25 protein-coding genes and 1 tRNA gene are annotated in these 24,432 nt (G+C 55.3%); 11 read left to right on the forward strand and 15 right to left on the reverse strand.

The features are described 5' to 3' along the window. The 3 genes from glmS to FHW16_RS24465 form a co-directional block, all read right to left on the reverse strand. Window positions 1–1,824, reverse strand: coding sequence for a glutamine--fructose-6-phosphate transaminase (isomerizing) (gene glmS / locus FHW16_RS24455; RefSeq protein ID WP_182551900.1), 1,824 nt, complete (start codon window positions 1,822–1,824; stop codon window positions 1–3). Window positions 1,825–1,928: 104 nt separating this feature from the next. Next, entirely contained in the window at window positions 1,929–3,290 is a 1,362-nt protein-coding gene (gene glmU, locus FHW16_RS24460; protein WP_182551901.1) for a bifunctional UDP-N-acetylglucosamine diphosphorylase/glucosamine-1-phosphate N-acetyltransferase GlmU, read from the reverse strand. Between the two features lie 93 nt (window positions 3,291–3,383). Continuing rightward, a complete protein-coding gene (locus FHW16_RS24465; protein WP_182551902.1) occupies window positions 3,384–4,130 on the reverse strand; it encodes a cytochrome c biogenesis CcdA family protein in 747 nt (248 codons plus the stop codon). A gap of 289 nt (window positions 4,131–4,419) precedes the next feature. Between FHW16_RS24465 and FHW16_RS24470 the strand changes: the two genes are divergently transcribed. The 3 genes from FHW16_RS24470 (at window position 4,420) to FHW16_RS24480 (ending at window position 5,919) form a co-directional block, all read left to right on the forward strand. Next, window positions 4,420–4,495, forward strand: a tRNA-Lys gene (locus FHW16_RS24470). A 355-nt stretch (window positions 4,496–4,850) separates the two neighbouring features. After that, entirely contained in the window at window positions 4,851–5,321 is a 471-nt protein-coding gene (locus FHW16_RS24475) for a hypothetical protein (protein WP_182551903.1), read from the forward strand. A gap of 136 nt (window positions 5,322–5,457) precedes the next feature. Continuing rightward, entirely contained in the window at window positions 5,458–5,919 is a 462-nt protein-coding gene (locus FHW16_RS24480; RefSeq protein ID WP_182551904.1) for a GNAT family N-acetyltransferase, read from the forward strand. Here FHW16_RS24480 and FHW16_RS24485 read toward each other — a convergent pair. Both FHW16_RS24485 and FHW16_RS24490 read right to left on the reverse strand, forming a co-directional pair. Then, on the reverse strand, window positions 5,914–6,834 hold the full coding sequence (locus FHW16_RS24485; RefSeq protein WP_182551905.1) for an arginase family protein: 921 nt from the start codon (window positions 6,832–6,834) through the stop codon (window positions 5,914–5,916). The two genes, FHW16_RS24480 and FHW16_RS24485, sit on opposite strands and share 6 nt — an antisense overlap. Before the next feature lie 107 nt (window positions 6,835–6,941). Then, window positions 6,942–7,793: a LysR family transcriptional regulator gene (locus FHW16_RS24490; protein WP_182551906.1), complete on the reverse strand. Its 852-nt coding sequence runs from the start codon at window positions 7,791–7,793 to the stop codon at window positions 6,942–6,944. 92 nt (window positions 7,794–7,885) lie between these two features. Between FHW16_RS24490 and FHW16_RS24495 the strand changes: the two genes are divergently transcribed. The 3 genes from FHW16_RS24495 (at window position 7,886) to FHW16_RS24505 (ending at window position 9,640) form a co-directional block, all read left to right on the forward strand. Then, complete coding sequence (locus tag FHW16_RS24495; protein ID WP_182551907.1) at window positions 7,886–8,350, forward strand: RidA family protein; 465 nt, start codon at window positions 7,886–7,888, stop codon at window positions 8,348–8,350. Window positions 8,351–8,377: 27 nt separating this feature from the next. Continuing rightward, window positions 8,378–9,166: an SDR family oxidoreductase gene (locus FHW16_RS24500; RefSeq protein ID WP_182551908.1), complete on the forward strand. Its 789-nt coding sequence runs from the start codon at window positions 8,378–8,380 to the stop codon at window positions 9,164–9,166. A 96-nt stretch (window positions 9,167–9,262) separates the two neighbouring features. Beyond that, complete coding sequence (locus FHW16_RS24505) at window positions 9,263–9,640, forward strand: nuclear transport factor 2 family protein (RefSeq protein ID WP_182551909.1); 378 nt, start codon at window positions 9,263–9,265, stop codon at window positions 9,638–9,640. 72 nt (window positions 9,641–9,712) lie between these two features. Here the strand turns inward: FHW16_RS24505 and FHW16_RS24510 are convergent, their stop codons facing one another. Further along, the gene (locus tag FHW16_RS24510) at window positions 9,713–11,194 is read right to left on the reverse strand and encodes an MFS transporter (RefSeq protein WP_182551910.1); all 1,482 of its coding nucleotides are present in this window, start codon (window positions 11,192–11,194) and stop codon (window positions 9,713–9,715) included. 119 nt (window positions 11,195–11,313) lie between these two features. Between FHW16_RS24510 and FHW16_RS24515 the strand changes: the two genes are divergently transcribed. Then, window positions 11,314–11,859 carry a TetR/AcrR family transcriptional regulator gene (locus FHW16_RS24515; RefSeq protein WP_182551911.1) on the forward strand — a complete coding sequence of 182 codons (546 nt, stop codon included), beginning with the start codon at window positions 11,314–11,316 and terminating at the stop codon, window positions 11,857–11,859. Between the two features lies 1 nt (window position 11,860). Here FHW16_RS24515 and FHW16_RS24520 read toward each other — a convergent pair whose 3' ends face one another. Next, a complete protein-coding gene (locus FHW16_RS24520) occupies window positions 11,861–13,276 on the reverse strand; it encodes a sensor histidine kinase (RefSeq protein ID WP_182551912.1) in 1,416 nt (471 codons plus the stop codon). Continuing rightward, entirely contained in the window at window positions 13,273–13,989 is a 717-nt protein-coding gene (locus FHW16_RS24525; protein WP_182551913.1) for a response regulator, read from the reverse strand. Before FHW16_RS24525 ends, FHW16_RS24520 begins: the two co-directional genes overlap by 4 nt. A 241-nt stretch (window positions 13,990–14,230) precedes the next feature. On the opposite strand from FHW16_RS24525, the gene FHW16_RS24530 reads away from it, so the two are divergent. The 3 genes from FHW16_RS24530 to FHW16_RS24540 all read left to right on the forward strand — a co-directional run bounded on the left by FHW16_RS24530 (window position 14,231) and on the right by FHW16_RS24540 (window position 15,363). Further along, window positions 14,231–14,524, forward strand: a complete 294-nt coding sequence (locus FHW16_RS24530; protein ID WP_182551914.1) for a hypothetical protein — start codon at window positions 14,231–14,233, stop codon at window positions 14,522–14,524. 42 nt (window positions 14,525–14,566) lie between these two features. Then, window positions 14,567–14,764, forward strand: coding sequence for a hypothetical protein (locus tag FHW16_RS24535; protein WP_182551915.1), 198 nt, complete (start codon window positions 14,567–14,569; stop codon window positions 14,762–14,764). Window positions 14,765–15,108: 344 nt separating this feature from the next. Beyond that, window positions 15,109–15,363 (forward strand): GlsB/YeaQ/YmgE family stress response membrane protein, encoded by a 255-nt coding sequence (locus tag FHW16_RS24540; protein ID WP_182551916.1) that lies wholly within the window; start codon window positions 15,109–15,111, stop codon window positions 15,361–15,363. Window positions 15,364–15,442: 79 nt separating this feature from the next. On the opposite strand, the gene FHW16_RS24545 is transcribed toward FHW16_RS24540, so the two are convergent. Then, complete coding sequence (locus FHW16_RS24545; RefSeq protein ID WP_182551917.1) at window positions 15,443–18,526, reverse strand: efflux RND transporter permease subunit; 3,084 nt, start codon at window positions 18,524–18,526, stop codon at window positions 15,443–15,445. After that, window positions 18,523–19,743, reverse strand: a complete 1,221-nt coding sequence (locus FHW16_RS24550; protein WP_182551918.1) for an efflux RND transporter periplasmic adaptor subunit — start codon at window positions 19,741–19,743, stop codon at window positions 18,523–18,525. The genes FHW16_RS24545 and FHW16_RS24550 overlap by 4 nt, the downstream gene beginning before the upstream one ends. A gap of 172 nt (window positions 19,744–19,915) precedes the next feature. Between FHW16_RS24550 and FHW16_RS24555 the strand changes: the two genes are divergently transcribed. Continuing rightward, complete coding sequence (locus FHW16_RS24555) at window positions 19,916–20,494, forward strand: TetR/AcrR family transcriptional regulator (protein ID WP_182551919.1); 579 nt, start codon at window positions 19,916–19,918, stop codon at window positions 20,492–20,494. Here the strand turns inward: FHW16_RS24555 and tgt are convergent, their stop codons facing one another. Genes tgt through coaD form a run of 5 tightly spaced genes read right to left on the reverse strand, consistent with a single transcriptional unit; the run spans window position 20,495 to window position 24,367 of the window. Beyond that, complete coding sequence (tgt, locus tag FHW16_RS24560) at window positions 20,495–21,628, reverse strand: tRNA guanosine(34) transglycosylase Tgt (protein ID WP_182551920.1); 1,134 nt, start codon at window positions 21,626–21,628, stop codon at window positions 20,495–20,497. Next, window positions 21,625–22,704, reverse strand: a complete 1,080-nt coding sequence (gene queA / locus FHW16_RS24565) for a tRNA preQ1(34) S-adenosylmethionine ribosyltransferase-isomerase QueA (protein ID WP_182551921.1) — start codon at window positions 22,702–22,704, stop codon at window positions 21,625–21,627. Before queA ends, tgt begins: the two co-directional genes overlap by 4 nt. A gap of 17 nt (window positions 22,705–22,721) precedes the next feature. Continuing rightward, window positions 22,722–23,231, reverse strand: a complete 510-nt coding sequence (locus FHW16_RS24570) for a peptidylprolyl isomerase (protein ID WP_182551922.1) — start codon at window positions 23,229–23,231, stop codon at window positions 22,722–22,724. 24 nt (window positions 23,232–23,255) lie between these two features. Next, entirely contained in the window at window positions 23,256–23,840 is a 585-nt protein-coding gene (locus FHW16_RS24575; RefSeq protein ID WP_182551923.1) for a peptidylprolyl isomerase, read from the reverse strand. 35 nt (window positions 23,841–23,875) lie between these two features. Beyond that, window positions 23,876–24,367 carry a pantetheine-phosphate adenylyltransferase gene (gene coaD / locus FHW16_RS24580; RefSeq protein ID WP_182551924.1) on the reverse strand — a complete coding sequence of 164 codons (492 nt, stop codon included), beginning with the start codon at window positions 24,365–24,367 and terminating at the stop codon, window positions 23,876–23,878. Window positions 24,368–24,432: the final 65 nt, after the last annotated feature.

Here is a 24,432-nt window from a genome sequence, read left to right on the forward strand (position 1 = left end):
TTATTCCACCGTCACGGATTTTGCCAGATTACGCGGCTGATCCACGTCCGTCCCCATGAACACGGCCGTATAATATGCCAGCATCTGGATCGGCACGGCATAGACGATTGGCGTAATGATTTCGGGCATGTCAGGCAAAATGACCGTATGCATGGTTTTCAACGTGCTGGCTGCTGCACCGCGCTCATCGGTAATCAGGATGATCTTGCCGCCGCGTGCTGCCACTTCCTGCATGTTCGAAACGGTCTTTTCAAACCAGCGGTCATAGGGTGCAATCACAATTACAGGCATGGATTCATCGATCAGTGCGATCGGTCCATGTTTCAGCTCGCCGGCAGCATAACCTTCCGCATGAATGTAGGAGATTTCCTTGAGCTTCAACGCGCCTTCCAGTGCCAGCGGGAAACTTGTACCTCGGCCGAGGTAAAGCGCGTGCTTTACCTGCGACAGATCCCGGCTGATCGCCTCCATCTGTTGCTCCAGCTTCAGAGCCTGTGTGGCGTAACGCGGTATCTCGGAAAGCTCATGTACCAGACGGCGTTCATCTTCGTCGGAAATGGTTCCACGCATCTTGCCCGCAACGACCGCCAGTGAGGCAAGCACCGACAGTTGGCAAGTAAATGCCTTCGTCGATGCAACCCCGACTTCTGGACCCGCAAGGGTCGGGAAGATCGCGTCCGATTCCCGTGCCATGGTTGATTCCCTGACATTGACCACCGAACTGATGGTCAGCCCCTGCTGCTTGCAATAGCGCAGCGATGCCAAGGTATCCGCAGTTTCACCGGACTGGGACACAAACAGGGCGAGGCTGTCCTTGGACAACGGCATTTCGCGATAACGGAATTCCGAGGCGACATCGATATCGACGGGGAGTCGCGCAATCTGTTCGAACCAGTATTTGCCGATCAGGCCGGCATAATAGGCTGTTCCGCATGCCGATGCTGCGATCCGGTCGACCTTTGCGAAATCAATGGGCGTTACGTTAGCGCGAATCGTACCCTTGGAAAAATCGAGGTAGTTGGCCAGTGTATGGGAAATGACCTCCGGCTGTTCATGAATTTCCTTTTCCATGAAATGACGGCGATTGCCTTTGCTGACGAGGAATGCGGTGCCGGCAGATTTCTCAATACGCCGCTGTACCGTCGCACCGGTCTCATCGTAGATCACCACACCCTTGCGTGTCAGCACGGCCCAATCGCCGTCCTCCAGATAAGACAGGCTGTCGGTGAACGGAGCGAGAGCGATTGCATCCGAGCCCAAATACATCTCGCCATCGCCATAACCAACCGCGAGCGGTGGGCCATTGCGGGCCGCGATCAGCAAATCTTCTTCGCCCTTGAACATGATGGCGATAGCAAAGGCGCCGCGCAGCTCCGGCAAAGTCTGACGCACAGCTTCGACGGGTGAAAGGCCGCGATCCAGCGCGCGCGTAACCAGATGTGCAACGGTCTCCGTATCGGTTTCCGTTTCGAAGACATAGCCGTCCTTTTCCAGCATGCGGCGCAATTCGGCGAAGTTCTCGATAATGCCGTTATGGATGACGGCAAGCCGCGGCGTGGTATGCGGATGCGCATTGCGAACGGTCGGCGCGCCATGGGTTGCCCAACGCGTATGGCCGATACCGATCGTGCCCGCGAGCGGCTGATCCTTCAAAAGATTGTCGAGATTGACGAGTTTGCCTTCGGCGCGGCGCCTGTCGAGCACACCCTTGTTCAGCGTCGCGACGCCGGCGGAATCATAGCCGCGATATTCCAAGCGCTTCAGCGCGTCCACCAGCAATGGCGCAACCTGCTCGCGTCCGATAATTCCTATAATCCCGCACATACAAAGCTCCGATGGCTCAGGGTCTCGATTAGTCTCGCCCACGGTGAACTTACGCCGACAAGAAGGCTACTTACAATTCAGTCCTTAGCATGAAGCAGGACGCACTATTCCGCCTTCTTGGCGTTTTTCTGAGCGGCATAGCGGGCGCGCAATTCCACGGCCCGGCCTTCTTTGACAACCTGATGTGCCCGGCCAAAAGCCAGAGCGTCAGCAGGTACGTTCTGGGTAATCACACTGCCCGATGCCACATAGGCATTGTCACCGACAGAAAGCGGGGCAACGAGTGACGTGTTGGAACCGATAAAGGTACCTGCCCCGATCTCTGTCAAAGCCTTGTTATAACCGTCATAGTTGCAGGTAATCGTACCGGCTCCGATATTCGTGCCCGCACCAACGGTTGCATCTCCAAGATAGGTCAGATGGCCGACTTTGGCGCCCATGCCAATTTTGGCATTCTTTACCTCGACAAAGTTTCCGACCTTCGCCTTTTCCGCAAGATCAGCGCCTGGGCGCAAACGAGCGAACGGCCCGACCTCGGCCTTCGGACCAATCCTTGCACCTTCCAGATAAGAAAAGCTGTGAATGACCGCGCCTGAAGCAATCGAAACGCCCTGACCGAAAACAATATTGGGCTCCAGAGACACGTCTGCCTCAACCAGCGTGTCATGGGCGAAAAATACCGTCTCAGGAGCTTGAATGCTTACACCGGCCAGCATCATGGCGCGCCGCCTGCGAGTCTGCCAAATGGCTTCGGCTTCAGCGAGTTCAACACGCGTGTTGATACCGATGACACTATCGACTGCAATTTCGATAGCGACGACCGACTTTCCCATTGCGTTGCCGATTTCCACCACGTCGGTCAGATAGTATTCGCCTTTGGCATTTGCATTGGTAACTTTGTCCAGCAGCTGCAGAGCACCAGCACCGCGCAAAGCCATGAGACCGCCGTTGCAGAAACCGATCTTTTTCTCGGATTCGCTGGCATCCTTGTCCTCGCGAATCGCGATGAGCTTGCCGTTCTTCTCGACAAGACGGCCGTAACCAGCGGGATTGGCGGGCCGGAAGCCCATAACCACAACATCAGCGCCATCAGCGAGCCTTGCCCGGGCCTGATCCAGCGCAGCCGTTTCGATAAGGGGTGTATCCCCGAACACGACGAGAATATCGTCATAACCGCGCGCAATGGCATCGCGTGCCGCAAGTACAGCGTGAGCAGTGCCGAGCCGCTCCTTCTGTTCATGTACCGTTACATTTGAAACCACGGACTTCACCGCGTCACGCACCGCATCGGCGCCACGACCGACAACGAGGGCAATGTCACTACCACCGGCGCTATGAACCGCCTTGGCCACATGGGCAACGATAGGCAGTCTGGCAATAGGATGAAGCACTTTCGGCAGCGCTGATTTCATGCGCGTGCCCTCACCGGCGGCAAGGATAACCGAGAGGCAGGTACGTGATGTCATTGGCAGAATTCCGAATCCATTTTCGCTCAACACAGTCTCATGCCCGATCGTGGCATAATCCCGGTTGCCAATACATGAACAATTTCCGTTTCCTTAGCCGAGTTGGCCCAGGATTGGAAATGTTTCAAGCAGCCAAAAAGAGAATGTCTGCAAGCCGCCTGTGAGGAACAGGACACCCGTTACCACAAGAAGCCCGCCCATCACCTTTTCCACCTTGCCCAGATGCATGCGGAAACGCGTCAGGAAACGCATGAAATAGCCTGAGAACAATGCAGCTATGATGAAAGGAATGCCAAGGCCCAGCGAATAGACCGCAAGCAGCAATGCACCGTCCGAAACCGTGTCGCGACCACCCGCAAGGGCGAGAATTGGTCCCAGAACCGGACCGATGCAGGGCGTCCAGCCAAATGCGAAGGCAAGCCCCATCACATAGGCAGCCAGCGGATTTGCCGGCTTGCCCTTGGTCTGAAATCGCGCTTCACGCGACAGAAAGGCAAGACGAAACACACCGAGGAAATTCAAACCCATCAGGATAATGACGACACCGGCTGCAATGGCGATCTCCTGCTGCCACATGCGCAACAACCCGCCAATAGTCGAAGCTCCCGCCCCGAGCAGCACGAACACGGTCGAAAAACCAAGTACGAAACAAAATGATGAAAGCAACAGGGCCTGCCGCACCGGAGAAACGCGGGCTGCGGGCTGATCCGAGCGAAAATCCTCCACGGTCACGCCAGCCATATAGCAGAGGTAAGGCGGTACGAGTGGCAGCACGCAGGGAGACAGGAAGGACAGTGCACCGGCACCGGCAGCGGTCAGATAGGATACATCAAGCGCCATATGCGCTCCTTATGTGGCATTTCAATCGTGGTTGGGGTGCCATAGGCCGAATCTGTCGCAAATTCCAATCACCTTTTCGCCAGCCTTGCGCTCAAACCCTGCCTTGCAGCGTTTCTCGCCCACCATTTTCGCCTTCAATTTGCGTGCAACGGTCAGAAAAATCGTGGAACAGGCAAAAACATGGCTTATTGTCGCAAAAACTCTGCACAATAGCTGTTGACCGATGGCGAAGTCATCCCTATGTTCCGCCGCATTCCCGAGGGTAGCGCCAAGCGTTTCCCCCGCAAGGGAGCGCGTAGCTCAGCCGGTAGAGCAACTGACTTTTAATCAGTAGGTCCGGGGTTCGAACCCCCGCGCGCTCACCATTTTCAAAGCACGGATTTCATTGGAATTTTCACCTGACGACTCAGGCCGCCAACGAAATTGGCGGTAGTTTCCCGCAGTGTGACATTCTTGCGTTATTGAGTATCCCTCCTGCATCAAAATCTATTGTCGTTGACCTGAGCGGTAAATCGCGCGCCTTTTGCAGAAATGCCTCGATTCCATGTTCAAATTAGCTGCAAACCCTGCCTGCTGCGCGAACGCCTTTGGCCATGAACCCGGAATGCTTTCACACTGTGCAATAGGGACACACGTGGGCCTATACCTGCCAATCAGGTCGGATTAAGATGGGGGCTTGGTGCCGTCAATCAAACGGCAACCGGGGGACACAGACAAAAAATGAACGGGAACACGACGGACAACAACCGAGCGCTGATCAGGCTCGTATACGAGAAAACACGAGACGGCGGACCGCAATCAACAGCAGCATTGCTGGACAGCGAATTTGTCGCTCGTATTGGCGACAGCGTGCCTTGGGGCGGCATTTATCAGGGCCCCGATCACTATCTGGGTACGTGCGTGCGTCAGTATTCGCTTTATCTTGAGCCAACCTCAGTCGTCTACGAAACCCTGAATTCCCAGGACGACGAAGTGCACGCTCTCGTTCACCTCAAAATGCACGAAGGTGATGCGACAGTGCCCTTCCTCCACACATGGACAATTCGGGACGACAAGGTCATCCGCTTGAATTCCGTATGCTTGCAGCCCGGCCTCCTGATAACACCACTATCGACGGCTCGGCGGAAGCGATCGAAACGTCTGAAACTCTATGAACGCCTCATGCTGATAAAACGGCGGCAGACCGTTTGAAATCACCACGGCGCTGGTACTGCATCGCGCCGTGAACGATGTTCCGTTGAAAATCTCTCAAACACCCCTGTCGGTTTGCCTGCGGGTGATTTAACTTCACGAGCGAAAACACGGTTGATCCAATACAGGAATAAAAATGACCGACGCTCTCTCGATCCGTCCCGTCACCCGTCAGGATTATGATCAGTGGCTCCCCCTCTGGGATGGCTATAACGCTTTCTATGGCCGTTCTGGCCCGACGGCTTTGGCACCCGACATTACGCGGATGACCTGGGAACGCTTCTTTGACGCCTATGAGCCGGTGAATGCCCTCGTCGCCGAGGTTGACGGAAAACTCGTGGGCCTGACACACTATATTTTTCATCGCAGCACCACATCGATTGCGCCAAACTGCTACTTACAGGACCTGTTCACCAATGAGGCAGCCCGCGGCAAAGGCGTTGGCAGGGCGCTGATCAACGGCGTCTACGAACGGGCACAGCTTGCGGGATCACCACGTGTTTATTGGTTGACGCATGAAACCAACCACACCGCCATGGAACTCTACAACAAGGTAGCCGAACACTCCGGATTCGTAGTTTACCGAAAATTTCTATGACAATGCGTCATCAATGAATGAAACGAGAAACTTTGCCAGCTTGCCATCCGGATCCAGATCCGGATCGAAGATGGTGACGTTCATACCTGCGCATCGCGTATCGCCAAGCAATGTTCTGATGATCACGACAAGCTCATCAGGATCGATCCCCGGACTGCCGGGGGAATCGACCGCCGGCATGATGGACTGATCAAGAACATCAACGTCCACGTGCACCCAGAATCTCCACTCGGGCTTACGATCCAGAATCTGATTGATCCGCGTGAGCACCGCTGATGGACCAAGTTCACGGGCGGCAAAGACATCGATGAGCGTAATGGCCGTATTGTTGATATCACCCCATGTGTAATCCGGATCGCGGTTCTCACGCTCTCCAAGCTGGACAGTCTGTTCCTCTGGAACCAGAGGGCCCGAGATTCCCGGCCATTCAGTCAGAACCGTATCCCCGTGGCCCGTTGCCAGAGCCAGATCCATGCCTGCTGCCCCGCCGACACCAGGCGCGAATTCGTCATTACCCGGATGGCGGAAATCGCTGTGTCCATCAATATGAACAAGGGAGAGTTCAGAGAGTCGCCGGGTTCCGGCCAGCGAACCAAGCAATGTGGTGCAGTCGCCGCCAATGACCAAAGGAAAGAAACCATTGCGGACAGCGGTTTCCACTTTATCGGCAAGATCAAGATTGAAGGCCCGGATGGCATCGCCATTGCGTATTCTGGTGTTGGGTTGAGGCTCGGACACGTAGGTCGGCGGCTCGAGTTCCATGATCTCGTGCGGTTGCAAAACCTCGACCAGCCCAGCTTGAATCAGTGCCTCGGGTGCGCGCCATGTTCCGGGAATATGCCCGGGTCGCAAAGGTCTCAGACCAAGATTGATGGGAGCCTTGATCAGACAAAGTTTCCTGCTTGTATCACCCATGAGATCCTCCTCGTTTTTTAAGCGCGAGGTGAGATGACCGGATGACCGGTGTCAAGCATTGGCAGCTCCGGTCGCACCATCAAACAGACAGCTCCTGACACGGCGGATCATTGCACAAGTTTCTCTCGCAGAAAAAACCCGAGCTCCTTGACGATCTTGGAGGGTTCCCTGGCCATGAACAGACCAAAATCTGCATTTGGCGCTTTCGGAAGCCGCCCTCCGCTGTCAAGCGTTTCGCAATCGGATGGTATGCTTTCAGGCAGCATGAGGCTGTATCCAAGCCCGGCACGCAAAGCGCCGATCAGCGCGCCGTAGCTGGACACACGGCATGCCACCGACCATTCAACGCCTGCACTGGCAAAAGCCACGGTTGTCTTGTCCTGCCAGGTGCATGAGCCCTCGAACACGATGAGAGGTATCGCATCGCCCTCACCCATATCGATCATGCGGCTGCCGCTCCAGACCAACTGCCGGGACCAGTGGAAAAACGGTACAACCGTAAACCGTGCCGGATCTGCAAAAACAAGATCCAGATTCCCACTTTGAAGACCCTGCCCCAGTTCGCCGCTGTGTGCCGTGACAAGGTCAAGTTCTATCTGTGGAAACCGCTTGCGAAATTCCGCCAGCAGAATTGGCAATCGCGTCACCACCAGATCTTCGACCAGACCCAGCCGCACGCGGCCGACAAGCTGCCGTCCTTCGATTTGCTGGCGTGCGTCCTCCCCGAGCGCGATGAGCTTTCTCGCATAAGCCACGAGAATCTCGCCTGAATCGGTCAGTGACACGCCGCGCGATGTGCGTTTGAAAAGCTGCGTGCCGAGATCAACTTCCAGCCGCTTGATCTGCATGCTGACTGCCGCCTGCGTGCGCGCCAGGCGCTCGGCGGCGCCACTCACAGTGCCGGTTTCAGCGACGACAATCAATGCCCGCAAGAGATGCGGGTCGAGATTCATATCCATCAATAATCCTTATATTGATATAAGAAATATCAAGATACATTATCATACGTCAATATGCCAAGAAGTGACCCTCAGCATAAGGAGAGGTGAACTTGACCACATTCCGCGACCGTTTTGAGCAACTCGGCTACGCCTGGCCGGATATTGTGCCTGCCAGCTTGCCATTCCTCCCGGCCACTCGCATCGACAAAACAGTCTATGTCTCGGGTCAAATACCGGAGACCGGAGAGCACATTGCGTTTACAGGCAAAGTCGGTGATGCGGTCAGCATTGAAGATGCCCAAAAGGCTGCAGAGATTTGCGCGGCCAATATTCTGTTCTGGCTCAGCAGAGAACTTGACGGTGATATGGACCGCGTTGTGCAGGTGGCCAGGATTACGGTTTACATCAATGCGGTGGCGGGCTTCAGCGATTTTTCCAATGTAGGCAACGGCGCGTCTGAATTCCTCCTGAACGTGTTGGGCGACAAAGGCAAACATACTCGCGCAGCGATCGGCATGGCGGGTCTTCCCCTCAATGTTCCGGTGGAAGCCGATGCCATCATTCATGTCCGCTGATTGGCTGACAACAACAGGAAGATCGTCATGAACCTTGGACTGGATGGAAAACGTGCTCTTGTGCTGGGCGGCAACAAGGGGCTCGGCCTTGGGGTAGCCAGAGCACTCGCTGAAAACGGAGCCACGGTCGCCATTGCCGGGCGTGATGAAGCAGCATTGATGACAGCGTCCGATGAACTCCGGTCGCACTCGCCCGGATCGTTTACAGTGAATGCTGATCTTGCCGACCCGGTGGCCTTGGCAGCCATGCTTGATCGCGTTGACCGGGAAATGGGCAGTGTCGATATCCTGCTTCTGAACGGGGGCGGACCGCCGCCCTTCGCGGCGGCGGCGCTCAATATCGTACAATGGAGAACGCAGTTTGAGACCATGTTTCTCTCCGGCGTGCGCATTGCCGCGCATTTCCTGCCGAGAATGCGCGAGCAGCGCTGGGGCCGTATTCTCGTGGTGTCGTCCACAAGCGTGCGTGAACCGATTGCGGGCCTCACTGCATCCAACGCATTGCGCGCTGCCGTTGCTGGCTGGGCAAAAAGTCTGGCCAGTGAAGTGGCAGCTGATGGGATAACAGTTAATCTGCTCCTCGCAGGTCGCCTTGCCACGGCACGCACCAGCAAGCTGGATCTCATGGACGCCGAAACACAGGGTGTCGATGTTTCAGTCATTGCGGCACAAAGCCAGGCGGAAGTACCGGTCGGCCGCTACGGGACACCGGATGAGTTCGGCGCGGTGGCCGCCTTTCTTGCCAGTGAACGAGCCGCCTATGTGACAGGAACGGCAATCCCGATTGATGGAGGCTTGTCGCGCTCGATGATCTAGAGCAAGCTTTGTTTATACGGAGCCGGAGTTGTGTCATGCACTGGTGCACCATACCTCCCATACCTGCAAAAACCATCCAATCGAAGGAATAGTCTCATGCCGGAACGAAGCCGCGTCGATGCTTTTGTAGCAACCGTTGTCAGTGGCGATCATGTAAAAGCGATTACCGATTTCTATCATGAAAATGCATCCATGCAGGAACCCGGCAAGGAGCCTCGCCGTGGTCGTGACCTGTTGGAAAACCACGAACAGAATACCCTTGACCGGCTCGAACGCATGTACACCCACCCTGCCCGTGCTGTTCTCATAGACGGAGACAATGTTGTTATTCAGTGGGTTTTCGATGCGACAGCCAAGGACGGTGTGACCCGGCGTCTGGAAGAACTTGCACTGCAGCGTTGGCAGGGAGATCGCATTATCGAAGAGCGCTTCTTCTATGACACTGCTTCAGCTTGGACCGTTGTGCAGCCATAATAGTACAATCATATTGACGAGCAATCCGGCCGGTTTGACCGGATTGCTCGTTTCCGGAGCGAACTCCGCAAATCAGGTTCTGCCGGCCCGAGTTGCAACCTTGATCGCCATCGCCGTGAGCATCAACATGGCCGAAGCCACGAGGATAACCGACGTGAATGCCCTTTCGAAAGCATCCCGTGCAAAGCCAATCAGAGCAGACGCAGCATCCGGGGCAAGACCGTGCGCATAGATCAACGCCTCATCGAGGCTGTCATAAACCATCAGTGACGCATTCATGCTGTCAGGCACGGTCAACGTTATGCTGTAGATCGTGGACATGAGGCTACCGAGCAATGCAACCCCCATTGCACCGCCGAGCTCATAGGAAACTTCCTCAATCGAAGCCACTGTACCGGCGCTTTCCTCCGGTGTGTTGAGCATGATGGCGCTCGATGCCGCCGTCATGGCCGCGCCAAACCCAAAACCAAGAACCACAAGGCTTGAAATCTGCACGAGAGGCTTTGCGTCGTAGACATAGAGCAGACTGGCCACGCCAAGCCCCGCTGCGGCGAGACTGGCCCACATGATGGATTCCGATCCAAGGCGCGGCAGCGCCAGTCCCGCGAGCGGCCCGGCTATAAAGGCTGCCAGCGGTACAGGGAGGATGAGCAGCCCCGCTTCAAGCGGTGACAGGCCCATAACGAGCTGAAATCTTTGGCTCAGCACCAGCTCCATGCCCACGAGTGTGAGAGAGGCAATGAAGGCAGTCGCAACACCGGATGAGAATCTCCGGTTTCGGAACAGCTTGAAATCGATCATCGGTTGCGCTGAGCGTCCTTGACGCTGCACAAACAACCACAGGAAGATAACCCCGATTACGGTAGCAATCAGCGCGGCTTCATAGACGGGGTGCTGCTTGGCGAACTCTTTGATCGCATAGGTCACACCAACCAGCCCGACCATGATCTGAGCCGATGCTAAGAGATCCCAGGGTCGTGTCTTGTCACCCGCGCGGTTCGGAATAATCCAAAGCGTAAAGGCAAGCGCTGCGACCACGATCGGTACATTGATCAGAAACACAGAGCCCCACCAGAAATATTCGAGCAGCACGCCGCCGAGAACCGGCCCGATCGCCGCACCGCCAGACGCGATCGCTGCCCAAATGCCGATGGCAAAAGCCCGTTCGCGCTCGTTGGCGAATGTCTGCCGGACGATAGAAAGCGTCGCCGGCATCATCATGGCGGCTCCGACGGCAAGCAATGCACGCGCAGCGATGAGGACACCGCTGGTCGGAGAAAAGGCGGCTGCCAGCGAAGCCAGGCCGAATACTGCAAGGCCGGCGGAAAACAGCCTCTTGTGGCCGATCCGGTCACCCAGTGCACCGGCTCCGGGCAGCAGACCAGCAACAACCAGGGGATAAGCATTGACGATCCACAACTTGGCCGACGCCGAGGCATGAAGATCATGGGTCAGGCGCGGTAAAGCCGTATAAAGCACTGTCATGTCAATGACGACGAGAAACAGAGCGCTGGAGACAATCGCAAGGACGAGCCAGCGGTTTTGGGGTAGCATTTTTTTCACCGTTGGAGCGTTCTTCGCTCCCGTTATATCTGCAGTAAGGAACCGATTGCCGATGGATCCATTGCACATATATAAATACGAACGTATTGAAATGAAAGAGGGCAAGTGATTTGGGCCGTAAACGCACGATTGATCGGGGAAAAGTTCTCGACGCGGCGGAAGCCGTGGTGAGCAAGGTTGGCGCTGCAGCGCTGACCATTGATGCGGTTGCGAAGGCTGCCGGGATCACCAAAGGCGGTGTGCAATATTGCTTTGGCACCAAGGGCGCGCTCATAGACGCCATGCTGGATCGTTGGGGGCAAGACTACGATACGGAAGTCGTGAAACTGACTGAAGATACCCTCATATCGCCAATAGAAGCGCATCTGGAAGCCACGCGCAGAGCGGACGAAAGCTCCAACGCCAAGGCTGCCAGTCTCATGGCATCCCTCATCCAGACCCCGGAACATCTCGGCAGTACGCGCGAGTGGTATAAAACCAGAATGGCGGATTTCGACTTAACGACTGAAGCTGGCCGACGGGCAAAAATAGCTTTTATTGCCACGGAAGGCGTTTTTATGCTGCGCTTCTTCGGCTTCATGGAAATCAGTGAGCATGACTGGAATGCCATATTTGATGACATTGAGTCGTTCGTGCTGACCAAGAAGGAAGGGTGAGTCAGGCTGCGAGAGGAATTCTGAGTTCCGCCCTCAAGCCTCCTTCGGGATCATTCTCAAGCTTGATATCGCCACCGCAGCGCCGGGCGATATTGCGGGCGATAGTAAGCCCAAGACCGAAGCCACCCGTTTGCCGGTTGCGCGAACCTTCAACGCGTCGAAACGGCTGAAAGACCTCATCAAGTTTGGCTTGCGGAATCCCGGGCCCTTTGTCCTTGATAGTGAGAATAATATCATTCTCGATCGGTTTGAGGCTGACGGTAGCCGTTTCACCATAGGCAATCGCATTGTCGATCAGGTTGGTGATACAGCGACGCAGAGCAATCGGCCGACCAAAGCAGATGAGCTTGCGCGATGCGGCGCTTTTCTTTTCAAACGAGACATCCGGATAATTATCAACAATCGAATCGACAAGGGACCAGAAATCGATTTTCTCCTGCTCCTCATCGACCACCTCGTAAGTAGCGAAATCGATGACCGAACGCGATATTGCTTCGATATCATTGAGATCCTGCATTAAAGACTGGCGCAGTTGTGATTTCCGCAGAAGTTCGAGCCGCAAGCGGATGCGGGTCAACGGCGTCCGCAAGTCGTGAGCCAATGCCGCTGCCAGTTGTTCACGGTCGGCCACATACTCGCGCAACTGTGTTTGCATGGCATTCACGGCCCGGGCGGCTGATTTGTATTCTGAACTGCCAAATTCGGGCAGCGGAGGAATTTTCACATCCTCGCCGATGCGTTTGACCGCACTCTCCAATGCCCGGTATGGGGCCGTCAGCCGGCGCATGGCCCAGATCGACAGGATGATAACGACAGCTGCAACCGATCCGAACAACGGAAGGGTCTGCGCCGTGAGAATTGGATCAATCGGCGAAACGGGTGTGACAAAGTTCAGCCATTGCCCATCATTGAATTCAATCGATGCGGCCAGACCACCACTCTCACTGAAATCCTGCGCGAGATCCGAAAGCTGCTTTTCCACAACCCCGACATCAGGATTGAGGGCGTTGGTGCTTATCGCGGTTCCTGGCGTAATCTTGTTGGGCAAATCACGGCGAACCCGGGCATCCGTTACGCCAAATGCCGAGAACCGTGCAACAAGCACGTCTTCAAGTTCCGCCAGATTGTCATCGGACGCAATCGCCGACGTCACAGCCGGATCATCTGACATGTAAAGCGGACTGGATGCGTTCGACATGGCCGTGGCAAGGCGGATCCGTTCAGGCGGAGGCGCCGCATACAACAGCTTGACGAGCGTATAGGCACGTTCGCTCAGCCGGAACAATTCAAGGATATTATTGCCTTCATTGCGGTCGCGCGAGACGATGGACAGCGTGGCAATCTGCGTGGTGATAAGCCCCGCAATCAGAATCAGCAGGATCCAGCTTGGCAAGGACTGAGGTAAAAACCGTTTCATTCCGCGACGACTTCCGGCACGAACTGATAGCCGCCGCCACGGATTGTCAGAATCAGTTTGGGTGACCGCGGATCATCTTCCATCTTGCGGCGAAGGCGGCTGATCAGGATATCGATGCTGCGATCATAGCCATATGCCACATTGTTTCCCGCCAGTTCCAGAAGCTGATCGCGGCTGAGCATACGCTGTGCGCTCTTCACCAATGTCTCGAGCAGGTTGAACTCACCACTCGTCAGTTCCACACGCACATTATCGGGCGAGACAAGCCTGTGCCGTGAACAATCCATCGTCCACCCGGCAAATCTGTAAACCTGCGGTTCAAGACGGCGGTCCATGGCCGGACCGTCAAGGCGCCGCAGGACAGCCCTCACCCGCGCCAGCAGTTCCCGCGGATCAAACGGCTTGGATACGTAGTCATCCGCGCCCATCTCAAGCCCGACAACCCGATCGGTGGTTTCGGTGATAGCCGTCAGCATGATGATCGGCACGCGCGAATGCATGCGAATGTCCCGGCATATCTCCATGCCGCTCTTGCCCGGCAGCATGACATCCAGAATCAGCAGGTCAACAGGCGTGCGCGAGAAGATGACCTGCATCTCTTCACTGTCCCTGGCGACGGATACACGCATGCCGCGTTTTTTTAAAAACTCATGCAGCAAATCGCGAATGGCATCGTCGTCATCGACAATCAGAATGTGCGGCTCGGATTTCATGCGAATCTTTCAACAATGGCGGGCTTTGATCTGCTTATCCGGCAACAGGATAGTGTCCGAAATCCGCATTGACCAGTCAGACATATACAGTTCCCGGTGATTTAGCGCCGCCTCCCGATTTCAGAAACAATCCAGAAACAAAACTCTACAGAGTGGAAAAACGCCCGCAATAGTGATGCCCGATAACAGTCACATCGGTCCTGTTTCACGATTGAAACAAGACAAAACTTCGAAGGGTCCTATGCGTAACGTTCTGACCATATCGACAATCATTCTGACCGGCGCGCTTTCTATCGCCGGGCCGATGGAACAGTCCATGGCCGATGAGACGCTGACCCGTACCGAGCTTTGCGGCAAACTTCAGCAGCAAACTCAACAAGCCATCACCGAACACGCCGAGGCAAAACGGGCAGCCAAGGCGAGAGCGCTTCAACGCAAGGCAACCAGATTTTGTGCCAGCAACAAGCAGGCACAAGGCATCAGAACGTTCGCACAAGCGTTGAAACTGCTCGGTGTGCAGCCGATTGATGACTGATCGACTGTGTCCCACGAGCCCATATCAAAAGGAAACTGACCTATGAAAAAGTCCCTCTACACAGCTCTCGGCCTTGCCATCGCTCTTGCTGTTTCGGCTCCAGTTCTGACAGCTTCCAGCGCCAACGCAGCAGCTGCAGCAACAACAACTGCCGTTAAGCACACTGCAAAGGCAAAGCATCACGTCAAGAAGACACACAAGCACAAGGCTCACAAGAAGGCCGCTGCTAAGAAGGTTTAATCTTCTTATTGCGCAATTCTTGAATTGTCTGAAACTATGCCGGTCATGGGAAACCACAGCCGGCATAGCTTTTTGCGCTTGCTGTCTTCTCTCCACCGTTTTCTGTGAACTGGAAAAAGCTCAATGATTTCCGGGCCGTAGTTTGGCCACCGCCGCCAGAAGCGTATCCAAAACTAGATATTGTGGCTTTCACCTGCCACCCATACAAGTTTAGTTATCCAAAATGCATTTCCCATCGTAGAATCCTCCTGATGATTCTACGGCCGGTCACGGATCGCCCATGAAGAGCGGCATCCACGGTCTACAGGACCATCGTAACGCAACCGGCATGTGGAGAGACGACTATGGGTGGAGAATCACTTCTTATTTTCCTGTTAGTGGGACTGATCGCAGGGTGGCTAGCGAGCCAGCTTGTCCGAGGGGGCGGTTTTGGCCTCATTGGTGATCTGATCGTCGGCGTTATCGGCGCTTTCATAGCGGGATATCTCTTTCCGCGTCTGGGCATATCGCTGGGAGCCGGGCTTCTGGGTTCCATCATCGCAGCCACGATCGGTGCTGTAATATTGCTCGTCATTCTTCGCGCCGTTAAGCGGGCCTGACGATACGAGCCATTCACAACGACAAAGCCTCCGAACCTGACATGGTTCGGAGGCTTCTTTTTGACGGGTCTTCAGCCGATCACGAATGAACTGGTTCCGGATCCCCACTTGACGCCGGTGTCACCGGTTTCTCCACCTTGTCATCCCTGTGGGAAATGAAGGTGTAGAACATGGGCACCACGAAGAGCGTAAAGATCGTGCCGATCAAGATTCCGGAGAAGATCACCAGACCAATGGAATAACGGGCTGCTGCGCCGGCACCGGTCGCGGTGATCAGCGGGATAACGCCGAGTGCCATGGCCGCTGTCGTCATCAGGATCGGGCGCAGGCGTGTCTTGGCCGCAAGAATAATCGCGTCATGCCGCGATATCCCGTGCAGTTCACGCTGCTGGTTGGCAAATTCCACCATCAAAATACCGTGCTTGGTAATCAGTCCCACGAGGGTGATCAATCCAACCTGCGTATAGATGTTCAGTGTACCAAGCCCCATATTGAGCGGAACAATCGCACCGAAAATCGACAGTGGAACCGACATCATGATGATGAACGGGTCGCGGAAGCTTTCGAACTGTGCCGCAAGCACAAGGTAGATCACGACAACGGCAAGCACGAAGGCAATCAGGATCGTGCTTCCCTGCTCGATTTCAAGACGCGACTGACCGGAATAGTCCAGGAAGAAGCCATTTGGCAGCAGTGGACGCGCCGTATCAACCACAGTCTGCAAACCTTCACCTGTCGTAACGCCCGGCATGGGAAGCGCAGAAATCGTTGCCGAGTTCAGCTGATTGAACTGCTCGATCGCAGCCGGAGACGCATTCTCGGTGACTTTGATGACTGCTGACAACGGCACCATGTCGCCCGACGCACTTTTGACGAAGTATTTGCCAAGGTTTTCCGGATTGGAGCGGAAGTCCTGCGGCACTTGCGGGATGATGTCGTAGCTGTTGGAGTCACGATCAAACTTCGCGATCTTGCCGCCACCGACCAGAAGCCCGAGCGTCTGACCGATTTCACTGACTGGGACACCCAGAGCCGACGCACGGTCGCGATCAATCGTGACCGTAACCTGCGGTGCGTTGAAGGACAGCGAGTTCTGCACAATGATAAACTTGCCTGATGCCTGCGCCTTGTTCTTGATGTCCTCAGCCACTTCGAACACCTTGTCGGCCGGACCGGTCGACTGGATGATGATCGAAATCGGCAGACCGCCACCTGTTCCAGGCAAAGTCGGCGGTGCAAAAATATAGGCCTGCGCACCGGCCATCGGGCTGATGATGCCTTGCAACTCCTGCTGCAGCTGTTTCTGTGACTTATCGCGTTGCGTCCAGTCCTTGAACACCCAGATCGCAAATGCCGAGTTCGTCGTACCCAGGCCGAGGATGTTGAACCTGGCTTTGATCTCAGGAAGATCCTTGGTCAATGCGTCGATCTGGTCGGCATAAAGCTTGGTGTAGTCAGACGTGGCATATTGTGGTGCATTGACGACTGCGAACAGAGCGCCTGAATCTTCCTCGGGAGCCAGTTCGGACGACGTCTTGGTGAACAGGAATCCTGTCAACGCCACAAGCGTGATAACGATCAACAGGGTTAGCGGACGAAAACTCAGCGATCCTGCCACACGTCGTTCATAAAAACCTTCCAGCCAACTGAAGCTATTATCAACAATCCGCTGGAAACGGCTGTGATTACCACTTTTCAGCAGCAAGGCGCACATCATTGGTGAGACCGTCAAGGCGGCAACACCCGAAATAATAACCGCACCGGCCAGTGTGAAGGCAAATTCACGGAAGAGCGCGCCTGTGAGGCCGCCGGTAAAACCAAGCGGCGCAAACACAGCAGCCAGTGTAACGGTCATCGCCACGATCGGGCCGGTGATTTCTTTCATTCCCTTCAGCGCGGCATCGACCGGTTTGAGTCCCTCTTCGATGTGACGATGGATGTTTTCAAGCACCACGATCGCATCATCGACGACAAGACCGATCGCCAGAACCATCGCCAGCAGTGAAAGCAGATTGATCGAATACCCAAGCAAGAACAGGAAGAAACATACACCAACCAATGAAATGGGAATGGTGACAACCGGAATAATGACGGAACGGAACGATCCGAGGAACAGCAGGATCACCGCAACAACGATGAGAACCGCTTCGCCGATGGTCTTGAACACTTCATAGATCGACGAACTGATCTGCTCTGTCGAATCGTAAAGCATATAAATGGACATGCCTTCCGGAAGCGTGGCCTGAATCGATGGCAATTCCTTGCGCACGGCAGCCGTCATATCGATCGGATTGGCGGCAGGCGTCGGGAAAATACCGAGAAATGTGCCGCTTGACCCATTGAACGTAACAACCGTGTCTTTGTTGACCGCACCGAGCTCAATGCGTGCAACATCGCGCAAACGCACAATATTGGCGCCGTCAGACTTGATCGGCATAGCGCCAAAAGCCTCGGGCGTTTGCAAGGTGGTCTTCAACGTGATGGGCGACGCGACGTAGAGATTTTCGATCTTGCCCGGTGCAGACAGGAAGTTTGATTGCTGGATTGCTGTCAATACTTCCGACGCCGTGGTCTTGCGTGCAGCCAACTGAATTGGGTCGATCCACACGCGCATCGAAAACACCTGACCACCCAGGATCTGCGCATCGGCAACGCCCTGAATTGTCGACATGCGCGGCTGGATAACGCGTTCCAGATACTCGGTGATCTGCTCGCTGCTCATGTTCGGGTTTTGCACGGCCAGATACATGGTCGCGAAATCCTGACCTGTACCTTTCTTGATAACCGGATCATCGGCTTCTGTCGGCAGGTCACCACGGACCTGATTCACCTTGGAAAGAACTTCGGTCAGCGCCGCGTCCGGATCAGCACCCAGTTTCATCTGCACGGTAACCGTGCTCGATGACGGTGCCGATGACGAGGTGACGTAGTCGATGTTTTCAGTCGTGGTTACAGCCTTCGCGATCGGTGAAGAGATAAATCCCTGCATCAGATCCGCGCTCGCGCCGGCATAGGTTGTTGTGATCGTGATGACCGTTTCTTCGACCTTGGGATATTCGCGAACCGCAAGGTTCGACAGTCCCTGGGCACCAAGCAGGATGATCATCAGAGCGACTACCGTCGACAGAACTGGACGGCGAATGAATATTTCTGAGAAATTCATTTTGTTGGCAGTCCCGCATCTGTGGTGTTGGCTGGATTGACGGCGTTGGCAATTGTTACAGCTCCACCGGCGTTCAAACGATTTTGACCTGCCGTCACAACGACATCACCCTTTTTGATACCCTTGGTAATCTCCACCAGAAGACCTGAACGGCGTCCCGGGGTGACAAAAACCTGTGCAAGAACGAATCTCTCTTCTTTCTTGGCAGCAGGGTCAGCTGGTTTTGCAGCATCGGCTGGCTTGGCTGTGTCTGCAGGCTTGGCGGCATCGGCTGCTTTTGCAGGATCTTCTTTCTTTTCTTCAGGACGAAGAACAAAAATGTAGTCGCCATAAAGGCTCGAGACGAGCGCAGTCTGCGGCAAGGTGTAGACGTTGTCCTCCTTGGGCAGCGTGACCCGAACCTGAGCGAACTGGCCGGGACGCAATTTACCGTCGGCATTCTCCACCTTTGCCCGGACGGAAACCAGCCGCGTCGCGGGGTCGATACGAGGCTCGATAGCAGTGATCTGGCCAGCATAGGTCTCATTCGTGTCCGCAAGGCTGATCGTGATCTGTTGATCGATGTGAATCTGGTTGAGGTTCTGTTCGTTGACCGTAAAGTCCACGCGCATGGTGGACAGGTCCTGCAACGAGACGACAACCGTGCCCGGCGATAGATACTGACCCTGCTCGATCTGCGGAATACCGACCGTGCCCTTGAACGGCGCCTTCAGCAGCTTCTGTTCCATGACGGCCTGCAATTTGGCTATTTCAGCCTTCTTGGCGAGCGATGCAGCCTGCGCTGTGTCCACGTTTGATTCCGCACCAACACCGCGGGTATTCAACGTACGGGCGCGCACCAATGTCTGGTCATTGAGGACATCCTGGGCTTTGGCGGCCACGATATCGGCCTTTTCGATGGCATCATCGAGCTGCAAAAGCGCGGCGCCCTGCTCCACGATCTGGTTGGCTGTGAATGGAATCTCCTTCACAATGCCAGCGACTTCAACGGCCAGATTCACGCCCTGAATGGCGCTGACAGACCCGATAGCCTCGATATTCGGCGTCCATACACCCGGTTCGACAGTATAGGTCGAAACAGGTGACGCCGGCTGCTGCATGGTGGCGAAGAACTGCTTGATCATTCCCTCGCGGAAATAATTGAACCAGACTAGTCCTCCAGCAAGCACCACGACCAAAAGCAAAATGATCACGGGTAGAATGTAGCGCTTTATCATGGGGAACCGCTCCGGAACAAAACAATGGCCAGCAAAGTTCGTTGCCAGCCTGTCAAATGAGAATAACGTGATGTGGACTTGATTGCCACGGCCACTTTACTGTACCGTCCGGACGGTAAAGTCAATAGAAACGGGATTCCTTATGGGACTAAAGTTTTAAAGAAAGAGCAGAATGCGGGCGGCCGTTCTCACTACAAAAGATAAAATTCTGCAGGCAGCTGCGGAAATTGCCATGGAGGTTGGCCCGGTCCACCTCTCCCTTGATGCGGTCGCACGCCGAGCGGGACTCTCAAAAGGTGGATTGCTTTACACATTTCCGACCAAGGCCAAGTTGCTGGAAGCGCTTGTCGAGCACCATGTGGCCGAGTTTGACGAATCACTGCGCATGCAGGAGGCCAAGCGAAACCACAAGGTGAACAGTGTGGTTCAGGCCTGTATCGAGGTTTATCGTGCAGAGTTCGTTTTGAACGAGCCTGAGCCGTCAGGCATTCTGGCTGCCATCGCCAACGACCCGAGTTTCATTGATCCGATCCGGCGCTACAACAAACAATTGCTGGACCGCATGAAAGAGAACTCGGAGGACCCGACCATGGCCCTCATCGCTTTTCTGACCATAGAGGGTCTGCGCAGCCTGAAGCTGTTTGATATGGATACCCTCACCCACGAAGACCAGATTACGGCGATTGACGGGCTGCGCCAACTTTTTGCGCCGTGTGACCCCGACAAGACTTGCCAACCCGCAACGGGATGATCAAGCAAGGAGCGGGATATCGCCCTGGGCCCAAGTCCCCTGGGTTTCTTCACTGAATGCCTCGAAACGCTTCGCTTCAATGGCACCACGGATACCCTGCATAAGTTGCTGATAGTAGGCCAGATTGTTCCACGTCAGCAGCATGCCGCCCAGCGCTTCACCCGATTTGACCAGATGATGCAGATAGGCGCGGCTGTAGTCGCGCGCGGCAGGGCATGAGGATTCCTCATCCAGCGGGCGCGGATCATCCGCATGGCGCGCATTGCGCAGATTGACCTTTCCGCGGCGGGTAAAGGCGAGGCCGTGCCGCCCTGCCCGTGTCGGCATCACGCAATCAAACATGTCGATGCCACGTGCGACAGATTTCAGGATGTCATCGGGTGTGCCGACGCCCATGAGGTAGCGGGGTTTTTCCGCCGGAAGCTCCGGACAGGTCACATCAAGCATATCGAGCATGACTTCTTGCGGCTCGCCGACCGCCAGACCGCCAACCGCATATCCCTTCAGATCCATCGCCTTCAGTGCCTGTGCCGAACGAATGCGCAGATCCGGCACATCGCCGCCCTGTACAATGCCGAACATGGCTTTCCCGGGCTGATTGCCAAAGGCCGTCTTGCAGCGCTCCGCCCAGCGCAGCGACAGCTCCATGGCACGCTGGATATCTTTCGGCGTTGAGGGCAAGGCAACACATTCATCCAGCTGCATCTGGATATCGGAATCCAGCAGCCCCTGTATCTCGATGGAACGTTCCGGGCTCATCTCATAGGCGCGCCCGTCAATATGGGAACGGAAAGTCACGCCCTTTTCATCGAGCTTGCGCAACTGCGCCAGCGACATGACCTGAAAACCACCGGAATCCGTCAGGATCGGTCCAGGCCAACGGGCAAAATCATGCAACCCGCCCAGTTTCGCGATGCGTTCGGCGCTCGGTCGCAGCATGAGGTGATAAGTATTGCCAAGAATGATATCGGCGCCGAGATCCGCAACCTGATCCATATACATGGCCTTGACCGTTCCGGCTGTACCCACCGGCATGAAGGCTGGCGTGCGGACAGTGCCGCGCGGCATGGTTATTTCACCACGCCGGGCCTTGCCATCGGATGCGATCAGTTTGAATTCAAAGTTTTCTGTCATGATGCCGATCGCCATAACAGGCTTGCATCGCCATAGGAATAGAAGCGGTAGTGATTTTTGATCGCATGAGCATAAGCCGCATGCATGCGCTCGAAACCGCTGAAGGCTGACACCAGCATGAACAGGGTTGACCGTGGCAGATGGAAATTGGTCATCAGCAGATCAACCGCACGGAATTTATAACCCGGCGTGATGAAAATATCCGTTGGACCTGACCAAGCCTTGACTACACCGTCTTCGCTCGTCGCGCTTTCAAGCAGACGCAGCGAGGTAGTACCCACAGCGACAACACGGCCACCCCGCGCCTTGACGGCGTTCAATGCGTCTGCCGTCCTCTGGTCCACATGACCGATTTCCGCATGCATCTTGTGGTCCGTCGTATCGTCAGCCTTAACAGGGAGAAATGTACCCGCGCCCACGTGCAGCGTAACGAAATGTTCTTCGATGCCGCGCTTTTTCAAATCATCCAGCAACGCGGGCGTAAAGTGCAGGCCCGCCGTAGGGGCAGCGACAGCACCTTCCTCGCGGGCATAAACAGTCTGATAATCTTCTTTATCGCGGCCATCCTCGGCTCTTTTTGATGCGATATAGGGTGGGAGCGGAATATGGCCGACGGCCGCTATCGCCTGATCAAGATCGGCACCACTGAAATCAAACACCAGCAGCACTTCGCCCGCATCGCCCTTTTCCGCGACTGTTGCCTGCAACGACCCCAGAAGACAGGCATTGTTGCCGTGACCGAAATCGATCCGCTCACCCTGCCTGACCCGTTTTGCCGGGCGCAGGAAGGCTTTCCAGCGATCCGGACCCGTGCGCATATGCAGCGTCGCGCTGATCTGGGCTTTCACGCCCTCACGCTCGCGAAAACCTTCAAGTTGTGCGGGTATCACTTTGGTATCATTGAAAACCAGCGCATCACCCGGGCGCAGAAAATCAGCCAGATGGCGGACACTGCTATCCTCAAATCCGGAAGCATCCGCCTTCACAAGCAAAAGCCGCGCGGAATCGCGCGGCTCTGCAGGTCTCAATGCGATGTTTTCTTCCGGCAGATCAAAATCGAAAAGATCAACACGCATGGTATATCAAGGCGATCTTATTTGACGTCTGCAGCAACGCGCATGGAAACGATCGAATCCGGATCCTGCACAGGCTCGCCGCGCTTGATCGTGTCAACGTTGTCCATGCCTTCAATGACCTGGCCCCAGACCGTGTACTGACGGTTCAGGAAGGCTGCATCGTCGAAGCAGATGAAAAACTGGGAATTGGCGGAATTAGGGTTCTGCGAACGGGCCATCGAGCAAGCGCCACGGCCGTGGTTGGCGTTGGAAAACTCTGCTTTCAGATCAGGCTTGTCGGACCCACCCATGCCGGCGCGTGACGGATTGAAGGACGAACCGCCCTGCTTGCCAAACTTCACGTCGCCGGTCTGAGCCATGAAACCATCGATGACGCGGTGGAATACAACGCCATCATAAGCGCCTTCGCGTGCCAGTTCCTTGATCCGCTCGACGTGGCCGGGTGCCAGATCAGGGTAAAGTTCAATGACAACATTGCCCTTGGTGGTTTCGAGCAAAATCGTGTTTTCTGGATCTTTATAAGCCATTTCCGGCATCTCCTGTTGTGTGTGTTATTTTGCCGAACCGACGGTAACCTTGACCATCTTATCCGGATTATCGACAGCGCCGTTCTGCGCCTCGTTGCCTTTTTTGATCTTGTCGACGTTTTCCATGCCGGTCGTCACCTTACCGACAACCGTATACTGGCCATTCAGGAATGACCCGTTGTCGAACATGATGAAGAACTGGGAATTGGCCGAATTGGGGTTGGATGAACGTGCCATGCCAACAGTGCCGCGCACGAATGGTTCCTTCGAGAACTCGGCAGGCAGGTCCGGACGCTTCGAACCACCGGTTCCAGCGGCGGCCTGATTGTAGCCCTTCTCGGTGTTGCCATACTGCACATCGCCTGTCTGGGCCATGAAACCTGGAATGACGCGGTGAAACACGACGCTGTTATAAGCGCCTTCCTTGGCGAGCGCCTTGATCTGCTCGACATGCTTGGGAGCAAGGTCGGGGCGCAGTTCGATCTTGACGTCGCCATCCTTGAGCTTGATCGTCATTGTGTTCGCATCATCGGCCCAGCTTGGGCTCAGCGATGCAAAAGACAGGGAAGAAACGGCCGCCACAAGAAGCGCAGTGCGAAATACGGACATGAAAGTCTCCAACGGATCGGGATTAGAAGAAAGCCCTATTTGAATTTGGCCTTGAGCGCCTCGGCGACAAGAGCGGGAGCAAAGTGCTGGACTTCACCACCCATGGCCGCAATCTGGCGGACCAATGTGGCAGTAATCGTGCGAACGGAAGGATCAGCCGGCAGGAATACTGTTTGCAGTTCCGGCGCCATCTTGCCGTTCATCCCGGCCATCTGCATTTCATAATCGAGATCAGTACCGTCACGCAGGCCCCGCACCATCAGCGAAGCCCCGTACTTGCGAGCTGCATCGATCAGCAATCCATCAAAAGAAATGACTTCGAGCCGTTCACTGTCCTTGCCGAAAACATCCGCAGCCACCCGATTGATCAGGTCCACGCGTTCGGCAAAGGAAAACAGCGGCGCCTTGCCCGGATGAATACCGATAGCAACGAAAACCTTGTCGGCAAGGCGCAAGGAACCCTGCAGGACATCCATATGTCCATTGGTGATCGGGTCGAAGGATCCGGCATAAATTGCGATTGTCATACCGTCTCCTAGCCGTTTTATCGGGCGCTTTCAATGGTTGGAAACGCCAGCCTTTATTTCTTACA

This window comes from Phyllobacterium myrsinacearum, assembly GCF_014138285.1.
GTDB classification, from domain to species: domain Bacteria; phylum Pseudomonadota; class Alphaproteobacteria; order Rhizobiales; family Rhizobiaceae; genus Phyllobacterium; species Phyllobacterium myrsinacearum_A.

What these genes read in the sequence shown, in the direction of transcription:
- glmS (WP_182551900.1), bottom strand. Translation starts at nt 1,824, where the DNA reads ATGTGCGGGATTATAGGAATTATCGGACGCGAGCAGGTTGCGCCATTG.
- glmU (WP_182551901.1), bottom strand. Translation starts at nt 3,290, where the DNA reads ATGACATCACGTACCTGCCTCTCGGTTATCCTTGCCGCCGGTGAGGGC.
- FHW16_RS24465 (WP_182551902.1), bottom strand. Translation starts at nt 4,130, where the DNA reads ATGGCGCTTGATGTATCCTATCTGACCGCTGCCGGTGCCGGTGCACTG.
- FHW16_RS24475 (WP_182551903.1), top strand. Translation starts at nt 4,851, where the DNA reads ATGAACGGGAACACGACGGACAACAACCGAGCGCTGATCAGGCTCGTA.
- FHW16_RS24480 (WP_182551904.1), top strand. Translation starts at nt 5,458, where the DNA reads ATGACCGACGCTCTCTCGATCCGTCCCGTCACCCGTCAGGATTATGAT.
- FHW16_RS24485 (WP_182551905.1), bottom strand. Translation starts at nt 6,834, where the DNA reads ATGGGTGATACAAGCAGGAAACTTTGTCTGATCAAGGCTCCCATCAAT.
- FHW16_RS24490 (WP_182551906.1), bottom strand. Translation starts at nt 7,793, where the DNA reads ATGGATATGAATCTCGACCCGCATCTCTTGCGGGCATTGATTGTCGTC.
- FHW16_RS24500 (WP_182551908.1), top strand. Translation starts at nt 8,378, where the DNA reads ATGAACCTTGGACTGGATGGAAAACGTGCTCTTGTGCTGGGCGGCAAC.
- FHW16_RS24505 (WP_182551909.1), top strand. Translation starts at nt 9,263, where the DNA reads ATGCCGGAACGAAGCCGCGTCGATGCTTTTGTAGCAACCGTTGTCAGT.
- FHW16_RS24510 (WP_182551910.1), bottom strand. Translation starts at nt 11,194, where the DNA reads ATGCTACCCCAAAACCGCTGGCTCGTCCTTGCGATTGTCTCCAGCGCT.
- FHW16_RS24520 (WP_182551912.1), bottom strand. Translation starts at nt 13,276, where the DNA reads ATGAAACGGTTTTTACCTCAGTCCTTGCCAAGCTGGATCCTGCTGATT.
- FHW16_RS24525 (WP_182551913.1), bottom strand. Translation starts at nt 13,989, where the DNA reads ATGAAATCCGAGCCGCACATTCTGATTGTCGATGACGACGATGCCATT.
- FHW16_RS24530 (WP_182551914.1), top strand. Translation starts at nt 14,231, where the DNA reads ATGCGTAACGTTCTGACCATATCGACAATCATTCTGACCGGCGCGCTT.
- FHW16_RS24535 (WP_182551915.1), top strand. Translation starts at nt 14,567, where the DNA reads ATGAAAAAGTCCCTCTACACAGCTCTCGGCCTTGCCATCGCTCTTGCT.
- FHW16_RS24540 (WP_182551916.1), top strand. Translation starts at nt 15,109, where the DNA reads ATGGGTGGAGAATCACTTCTTATTTTCCTGTTAGTGGGACTGATCGCA.
- FHW16_RS24545 (WP_182551917.1), bottom strand. Translation starts at nt 18,526, where the DNA reads ATGAATTTCTCAGAAATATTCATTCGCCGTCCAGTTCTGTCGACGGTA.
- FHW16_RS24550 (WP_182551918.1), bottom strand. Translation starts at nt 19,743, where the DNA reads ATGATAAAGCGCTACATTCTACCCGTGATCATTTTGCTTTTGGTCGTG.
- FHW16_RS24555 (WP_182551919.1), top strand. Translation starts at nt 19,916, where the DNA reads ATGCGGGCGGCCGTTCTCACTACAAAAGATAAAATTCTGCAGGCAGCT.
- tgt (WP_182551920.1), bottom strand. Translation starts at nt 21,628, where the DNA reads ATGACAGAAAACTTTGAATTCAAACTGATCGCATCCGATGGCAAGGCC.
- queA (WP_182551921.1), bottom strand. Translation starts at nt 22,704, where the DNA reads ATGCGTGTTGATCTTTTCGATTTTGATCTGCCGGAAGAAAACATCGCA.
- FHW16_RS24570 (WP_182551922.1), bottom strand. Translation starts at nt 23,231, where the DNA reads ATGGCTTATAAAGATCCAGAAAACACGATTTTGCTCGAAACCACCAAG.
- FHW16_RS24575 (WP_182551923.1), bottom strand. Translation starts at nt 23,840, where the DNA reads ATGTCCGTATTTCGCACTGCGCTTCTTGTGGCGGCCGTTTCTTCCCTG.
- coaD (WP_182551924.1), bottom strand. Translation starts at nt 24,367, where the DNA reads ATGACAATCGCAATTTATGCCGGATCCTTCGACCCGATCACCAATGGA.